Here is a 7,719-nt window from a genome sequence, read left to right on the forward strand (position 1 = left end):
TTGGATGAGGTATAAAAAAGGAGGCTGAGCCAAAAATGAATTTTGACACAGCCCCCTCCTTTTTTGTTACGTTGATCGAGATAGTCTCAAATTATATCAAGCAGGTACTGCAGTCGTGTACAGCCATAGCTGTAATATTGACAATGTCAGATACTGTTGCATCATGATCTGTAAAATAAATAGGTTTGCGGAGTCCCATCTGGATTGGTCCTACCACTTCCTCTGCATCATCGGCCTCGCGTAATAGTTGGTAGCATGCATTGGCTGCAGATAGGCGAGGGAAGATAAGGACATTGGCATTATACCCTTTGATCTTGTTTTCAGGATAGCGGGCATCCCTTTTGTCTGCATGTAGAGCCATAGATACTCGCATTTCTCCCTCAACCATGATGTGAGGATATTTCTCGTGCAAGATCGCAACTGCTCTGCGTGCTTCACGGGTAGATTCTGCATCATCAGAGCCGAAATCTGAAAAGCCTACAAGAGCTATCACTGGTTTCACTCCGAAGCAACGTACCTTCTCAGCGGCCATTACTGTGATATCCACAAGAGCTTCAGCTGTCAAGTTGCAGTTAATGAGTGTATCGGCAAGGAACAATGGACCATTTTTAAGTGTCACCATATGCATCGTGGCAAAGTGGTTGACACCATCTTCAAGACCGACAGTCTGTTTAGCAATGTTGGCTAAGTGGCTGTGGTGGCTGTACACACCGGTGACCATACCGTCTGCATCTCCGCTGGCAACCATCATCATCCCGAAGTAGTTAGGGTCAAACATCTTGTCCATTGCCTCAGGAACATTACCTCCATTGCGCCAATTCTTCTTGGCCAAGAGTTTGGAGTATTCTTGGCGACGAGTCTTTTCGTCATCGCTGCGGTGGTTAATAATCTCTACCCCTTCGAGCGAAAGATCAAGCTCTGTAGCAATAGTTTTGATTTTGTTTGGGTTGCCGAGTATGATGGGATCTGCAAGTTTTTGGTTACGTACTTCAACCGCCGCCTTGAGGGTGGAGATATTTTCTCCGGCTGCATATACAATCTTGTGGGAAGAGAGTTTGGCAGCTTCGTGCAAGCGTCTAGTAAGGTGGCTCATGAGGCCAAGACGTGAAAGTAGCTCGTTTTCGTATGCTTCCCAGTTTGTTATGGGCTTCTGTGCTACGCCACTATCCATTGCTGCTTTCGCAACAGCTGTTGATACCCTTACAATGAGACGAGGATCTACAGGTTTAGGAATGAAGTAGTCTCTACCAAACTTGAACGTTGTATTGCCATACGCCACTTTAACTTCATCGGGTACAGTTTCTCTCGCAAGGGAGGCAATGGCCATGGTCGCAGCCATCTTCATTTCTTCATTGATAGCCTTGGCACGCACATCAAGTGCGCCACGGAAGATGTATGGGAACCCTATGACATTGTTGATTTGGTTAGGGTAATCGGAGCGTCCTGTCGCCATGATAATATCCTCACGTGCTGCAATTGCATCCTCATAGGTGATTTCAGGATCAGGATTAGCGAGAGCAAAGACGATGGGATTTGATGCCATAGACCTAACCATATCTTGGGTGAGTACTCCCGGGCGAGAGAGGCCGACAAAGACATCGGCTCCGACTATTGCCTCTGCGAGTGTGCAAGCATCTTTGCGTTCAGTAGCAAAGTAGCGCTTCTGCTCTGTAAGGTCTGTGCGGTCACTTGTTATAACTCCCTTACTGTCGATCATGATGATATTTTCGCGTCTTGCTCCACACGATTCGTAAAGCTTTGTACAAGAAAAGGCAGATGCCCCTGCTCCGTTCACAACGATACGAGCATCCTCGATCTTCTTTCCTGCGAGTATGAGTGCATTGAGGAGACCTGCTGACGAAATAATAGCTGTACCGTGCTGGTCATCATGCATGACAGGGATGTCTAATTCTGCTTTTAGTCTCTCCTCAATCTCAAAACATTCCGGAGCTTTGATATCCTCAAGATTGATACCTCCAAAAGTCGGAGCTATCGCTTTGACTGTTTCAATAAACTTTTGGGGATCTTTTTCATCAACCTCTATGTCAAATACGTCGATGCCTGCATATATCTTAAATAGAAGCCCTTTCCCCTCCATCACAGGCTTTCCGGCCATGGCTCCGATATCTCCGAGTCCTAAAACTGCTGTTCCGTTGGAGATCACAGCAACAAGATTGCCTTTTGCTGTATAGTCATAAGCTTTCGAAGGATCAGCTTCGATATCCTTACATGGGACAGCGACCCCCGGGCTGTATGCTAAGGTCAGATCTTGCTGAGTAGAGTAGGGCTTGGTCGGCTTGACCTCTATCTTGCCTGGCTTACCATTTGCATGGTACTGCCTGGCGAGTTCTTGGAGCTTGTTATCCATATTTGTGGCTTGTTGTATCAGTAATTTTTTTGAATTGTTCTTTTATTATACACAGGGAGTGTTTGTTCTCCTTGCGTTTTAATGCGCAAATTTACTCTTTTTCAGTCATTATACCTTGGCATAGCTTATCAAAATGTGATAACCTTCAGATCTACAAGTCTAGGGGTGTCTTTTCTCATGTGATGTTACACCTTGGCTGTTCTATGTAAATGATATCGTCTGAAAATTCTTATCTATTCTATAGAGGAATATTTTTAGGTATAGATAAGGGATAAGAATATGCCTTTTGTTGAATACTTAATACTTCTTGGTGTATTGCTGTACTTCCCGGATATACAAAAACAGCGATAAGAGCTGTCCTCTCATCGCTGTTTTTTCAGTTACTCGAATATTCTTCTGTTACTGAATACCGGTGTTTGCTTTTTATTCTTTGACAACGAATTTACTTATTATCCGTTGTACTCATCAGAGACTGTCAACTTAGCTCTGCCTTTAGCTCTACGAGCAGCGAGTACGCGACGACCATTAGCAGTCGCCATTCTTGAGCGAAAGCCATGTTTGTTCTTTCTCTTGCGATTTGATGGTTGAAATGTTCTTTTCATTTTTGTCTCTATTTCTTATTTATCACACTTACGGTGTGCAAAGGTACATTTTTTACTTTTATTTTGCAAGCCTAGAAGCAGATAGCTGCGAGTTCGCTTTTGATCAAGCTGTTCAAATTTTAATCTTAAAGATAAGCGTCCATCAACCTAAATAGGATTTTAGGAGAGAGTTTTTGTTGTTCTGTCTTAGGCGGCGTATTGCTTTTTCCTTTATTTGTCGTACACGTTCACGAGTGAGACCAAAGTTAACTCCGATCTCCTCAAGTGTCATCTCAGGCATACCCCCAATACCAAAAAACATCTTGATGATCTCAGCCTCCCTTTCAGTGAGAGTTGATAGAGCTCGTTCTATTTCTGTAGACAAAGATTCATTGATAAGATCCTTATCTGCGATGGGTGCATCGTCATTGACAAGGACATCCAATAGGCTATTGTCTTCTCCATCTACAAATGGCGCATCTACTGACAGTTGACGCCCATTGATCTTCATTGTTTCGATGACCTTATCTTCTGTAAGATCTAATTCGTGCGCCAATTCTTCTGAAGACGGTTTTCGCTCATTCTCTTGTTCAAAGCGAGTGACTGCCTTCTGTATTTTACTGATGTTTCCCACTTGATTTAGGGGAAGACGTACGATACGAGATTGTTCTGCAAGTGCTTGAAGGATGGATTGGCGAATCCACCATACAGCATAAGAAATGAATTTGAATCCTCTTGTCTCGTCAAATTTTTCAGCAGCTTTAATAAGTCCAAGATTTCCCTCATTGATAAGGTCGGGTAGGCTTAATCCTTGGTTTTGATATTGCTTAGCTACAGATACGACAAATCTGAGGTTGGCTCTTACCAATTTTTCGAGGCATTTTTGTGAATTGGCATCGTTACGGTGTATGGCCTGTGCGAGCTGAACTTCCTCTTCAACTGAGATAAGTTCCTCTCGGCCAATTTCCTGTAGATATTTATCTAACGACGCACTTTCACGATTCGTTATTGACTTCTGAATCTTTAACTGTCTCATTTTATAATCTTACGTAGTAATAAAAAGTGAAGCCACTGCTGATTTTGATTTAAACTCGGTGAAGTTACGATTATTTCTGAAATACTACACCATCGAGATCCAGCTTGCTACAGATAGATAACTAATATCTCTTCTGTTTTGTTCATTTCTTTCATTGCAACAGAACTCTATCAGATTCTCTGTCTGTTTTCGAGAGACAGGATTCCGAAAATGAATACTGGATTTACAACTTATCCCCTACATAAAGGACTAGGCCTTTGAGGTATTCTCCCTCTGGATGATACATACTGATTGGGTGATCTGCCGGCTGACCTAGAGTTTCTAGTATCCTAACACTTCTCCCTGCCGACAGAGCTGCTGTGAATACGGCTTGTCGGAACTGAATAGGGGATACTGCTTGAGAGCAACTGAACGTAAATAAGATTCCCCCTTCCGGTAACTTGGATATCGCTTCTGCATTGATCCTACGATAGCCTTGCAATGCATTGTGTAGTACTCCTCTGTGTTTTGCGAAAGCCGGAGGGTCTAACACGATCAGATCATAAGCGCCATGCTTCATAACCTCCAAGTATTTAAATGCATCGGCTACGTGTGCTTCATGACGAGAGGCTATTGCTGCATCAAAGTTGAGTGTCACGTTGCTCTTTGTCAGATCTATTGCTTTTGCCGAGCTGTCTACGGAAGTTACTTGTTTTGCACCACCTCTTAGGGCATATAGAGAGAATCCTCCCGTATAGCAAAACATGTTCAGGACGTTTCTGCCGCTGCTATATCTTTCAAGGAGAGAGCGATTCTCTCGTTGATCTATAAAAAAGCCGGTTTTTTGTCCTTTTAGGATATCAGGTACTATACGTATGCCGTTTTCATCACATATGGGATCATGCCATTCTCCTGCAAGGATACCACTACTTTCGTGATTTTCTTCTCTTCCCGGAAGTGTCGTTTCAGACTTGTAGTACACACATTTCAGACTGCCTTGAGTGATAGCTATGAGCTGTTCTGCAATCATTTTACGGCGCTTGTGTATCCCTACGGTATGCGCTTGCAATACTGCGATATCACCATAGATATCAATGATGAGACCGGGGATATAGTCTCCTTCTCCGTGAATCAGCCTGTATATGGAGCCGGGATGCACGAGATCAAGAGATCTTCTGACATCAAGAGCTTCTTCAAGGAGATTCCGCCAAAATTCATCAGTATTGATGTCTTTGTCCTTATCAAAAGACAAGATGCGGACTGCGATACTTCCTTCTTCATAATATCCGTGTCCCAAACAGTGCCCATCTCTTGTATATATCGAGACCGATTCTCCGGCTTCAATACTGATCGTCTTATCTATATGAATACCCATGGAGAATATCCATGGATGCCTGCGATCCAAGGCCTTCAGTCTTGAATCTTTGATAATTATGCGCTTATTCTCCATATTATCTCGCACTTCTTTTTTTAGTTCTGTGTTGTGGAGGTTTGTGCCGGACGCCAACGCTTCCTGAATGTCCTTGTTTTAGGAGCAATTTTTCTCAGTGGCTCAAAAGAATTTTCAACCATTGATGATTTGAATATCTCTTTGAGAGCGTCGAATATCCTCAACCCTGCCCATGCATCAAGACCGGCATAGTTGATTTGTGCTTCCGTAAGGGTCTCTTTTTCCCAATCAGACAAACGTTGCCCCTTTGTAAGTCTTTTCCCAAACAGGATGGCGTATATTTTGGATAGCGATCCTACTTGTATCTGCTTTTCTACGGTCATTTTGCGCAGATCGACCATTCCTGCAGGAGTCCACTCATGATCGCTGCGGAGTATGCGAGCATCATCATGGACGCCGACTCCCACTTTGATTAGATTTTTATCCTCAACGAGGGTTTTGAGATGTTTTTTTGCTTCATCCGAAAGACGCATGAGCCTGAAGATGAATGCACATTCCGCATTTGAAAGCTGCAGCAGCGAAACTTTGTGTATGACACCTTTGGTAAAGCTGGGCTTTGTTTCCGTGTCAAACCCTACAATCTCAGCTTCTCTGAGTTGTCCGCACACCTCCTGTACCCTCCCGATCGGAGTCATGTCATCTATAACTACTACGGGTATAGGCAAGACTTCCACGGGGAGTTCATTCAGTTCGCTTTTGCTTATGTCTTTAGTAAGGTCTGTCATTATGATCTCTCACTCTCTTTAGCAGTGTCAGATGAAGTCTTCCTCGTTCCATTCTTCAGACTCGTTGTGAGGAGCGACTTCTTCAGCTGAATTTGTTGCAATTCTATGGAGTTGTCTGAGGACTGTCAGGAGTTTTGTTCCCCATTCATGTTTGAATGTATAGTTGATCTCTGCTATGGCTTGTTCCTTTAGGCTTTCTACGCCTTCACGGTATACCCACATTGCATCCATCAAATATTGGTACAGATCAGCCATAAGCTCAGATAAGCTGATGCCGATAGGAGTCTCAGAGTACACCATATCATAAACCTCAGTATCCAAGAATATATCCTCCTCTCCAAATTCTCCCTCCAAAAGAGTACGAACACGATCGTAATCTTGTTCTGTAACCACACATTCAAGACTTGCAAAAGGGTCCGTCGGTAGTTGTGGAAGGTCCAATGCGGCAGTGTACAAGGCTGAAAGTATCCTCCTGCACCCTGTTATTCTCTCACTATTCCATTTTTTTGGACTTTCTGGAGAAAATAGCGCACAGTATCTGACAGCTTGTGTCACAAAGCCTATTACTTCGTCCTGATATACGTTTTGATTCATCTGGTAAAGAGCTATATATGGTACACAAAGTTAGTGAAATACCTCTGAATAGCACACTTTGAGATCCAACTTTTGATTTTCTTCCGACCTGTGAGGTCGAGTTGATTATACTTTTCTGACTGGGGAGTGCGTCATTATATTGTTTTGTATATTAGTGACTTAAGTTTATATTGGATAGTCTGCTTTACATTTGTTTGATGTTGTCATGTTGACTTGTCTGAAAAGACTATCTTTGTAGTAAATTGTAGCATGCTACACCTTTCATCAGCAGTTTTTGATAAGAAGAAAGTATATAACTATGAGATTATTTATTCGTTTTATGCGAGTGACGCACAAGGTGTTGGGGACGTTGCTTTCAGTTCTTTTTCTGATGTGGTTTATTTCAGGTATCGTAATGATATACAAGCGATTCCCCAATGTTAATCGGATCATACATAAGTATCAAATTTCTCTTCCCGATAGCCTTCCTCAGATAGGAGTGCTTTCAAAAGTAATATCTGACAGTGCCAAGATCAAAACACTATCCGTTGAGATGCTGAGAGAAACACCTGTCATTAAGGTGGTGACAGATGCAGGTAAGTTTACTTTATCTGCAGATACCCTTTTACAAGAGGTCAAGGATAGCGTTTCATATGCCGATATAGAAGCCTATGCAAAACGTTGGGCAAATGGTGATATCTTGCGTGTCGATACACTTCGACAACTTGAGCAGTGGATACCGATGTCTTCTTATCGCTCCCATTTTCCTATATACAAATTCATTTATAATGATCCTGAGAAGTCATACCTTTATGTATCATCCACTACAGGTAAGGCGCTCCAATTTGTAACACGTTCGGATCGTTTTTGGGGATGGGTTGGGCCTATTCCTCACTTTATTTATTTCTGGCAGTTGAGGCAAGATGCAAAGTTGTGGAACTCTGTTGTCTCTTGGCTTTCCGGACTTGGTGCTATCATGTGTTTTGCCGGTATTATCATGGGGATTT

General features: G+C 42.8%; 6 protein-coding genes and 1 pseudogene. 1 reads left to right on the plus strand and 6 read right to left on the minus strand.

Annotated elements, in window-relative coordinates; all coding sequences use genetic code 11:
• Positions 1-91 precede the first annotated feature (91 nt).
• The 6 genes from Q4A14_RS03930 to Q4A14_RS03955 form a co-directional block, all read right to left on the minus strand.
• A complete protein-coding gene (locus Q4A14_RS03930; protein WP_303170086.1) occupies positions 92-2,368 on the minus strand; it encodes an NADP-dependent malic enzyme in 2,277 nt (758 codons plus the stop codon).
• 449 nt (positions 2,369-2,817) lie between these two features.
• Complete coding sequence (rpmH, locus tag Q4A14_RS03935) at positions 2,818-2,970, minus strand: 50S ribosomal protein L34 (protein ID WP_022456740.1); 153 nt, start codon at positions 2,968-2,970, stop codon at positions 2,818-2,820.
• A gap of 142 nt (positions 2,971-3,112) precedes the next feature.
• Complete coding sequence (locus tag Q4A14_RS03940) at positions 3,113-3,985, minus strand: RNA polymerase sigma factor RpoD/SigA (protein WP_303170088.1); 873 nt, start codon at positions 3,983-3,985, stop codon at positions 3,113-3,115.
• 223 nt (positions 3,986-4,208) lie between these two features.
• Positions 4,209-5,414, minus strand: coding sequence for a class I SAM-dependent rRNA methyltransferase (locus Q4A14_RS03945; RefSeq protein WP_303170089.1), 1,206 nt, complete (start codon positions 5,412-5,414; stop codon positions 4,209-4,211).
• Between the two features lie 20 nt (positions 5,415-5,434).
• A complete protein-coding gene (locus Q4A14_RS03950; protein ID WP_303170090.1) occupies positions 5,435-6,139 on the minus strand; it encodes a 3'-5' exonuclease in 705 nt (234 codons plus the stop codon).
• 27 nt (positions 6,140-6,166) lie between these two features.
• On the minus strand, positions 6,167-6,733 hold the full coding sequence (locus Q4A14_RS03955) for a DUF5063 domain-containing protein (RefSeq protein ID WP_303170092.1): 567 nt from the start codon (positions 6,731-6,733) through the stop codon (positions 6,167-6,169).
• A gap of 298 nt (positions 6,734-7,031) precedes the next feature.
• On the opposite strand from Q4A14_RS03955, the pseudogene Q4A14_RS03960 reads away from it, so the two are divergent.
• Positions 7,032-7,719: pseudogene (locus tag Q4A14_RS03960) on the plus strand (PepSY domain-containing protein); the annotation flags it as partial.

The organism is Porphyromonas sp. (assembly GCF_030529325.1).
Taxonomy (GTDB): domain Bacteria; phylum Bacteroidota; class Bacteroidia; order Bacteroidales; family Porphyromonadaceae; genus Porphyromonas_A.

Coding starts and splice junctions, on each gene's coding strand:
- rpmH (WP_022456740.1), bottom strand. CDS start 2,970: ATGAAAAGAACATTTCAACCATCAAATCGCAAGAGAAAGAACAAACAT.
- Q4A14_RS03955 (WP_303170092.1), bottom strand. CDS start 6,733: ATGAATCAAAACGTATATCAGGACGAAGTAATAGGCTTTGTGACACAA.
- Q4A14_RS03950 (WP_303170090.1), bottom strand. CDS start 6,139: ATGACAGACCTTACTAAAGACATAAGCAAAAGCGAACTGAATGAACTC.
- Q4A14_RS03940 (WP_303170088.1), bottom strand. CDS start 3,985: ATGAGACAGTTAAAGATTCAGAAGTCAATAACGAATCGTGAAAGTGCG.
- Q4A14_RS03945 (WP_303170089.1), bottom strand. CDS start 5,414: ATGGAGAATAAGCGCATAATTATCAAAGATTCAAGACTGAAGGCCTTG.
- Q4A14_RS03930 (WP_303170086.1), bottom strand. CDS start 2,368: ATGGATAACAAGCTCCAAGAACTCGCCAGGCAGTACCATGCAAATGGT.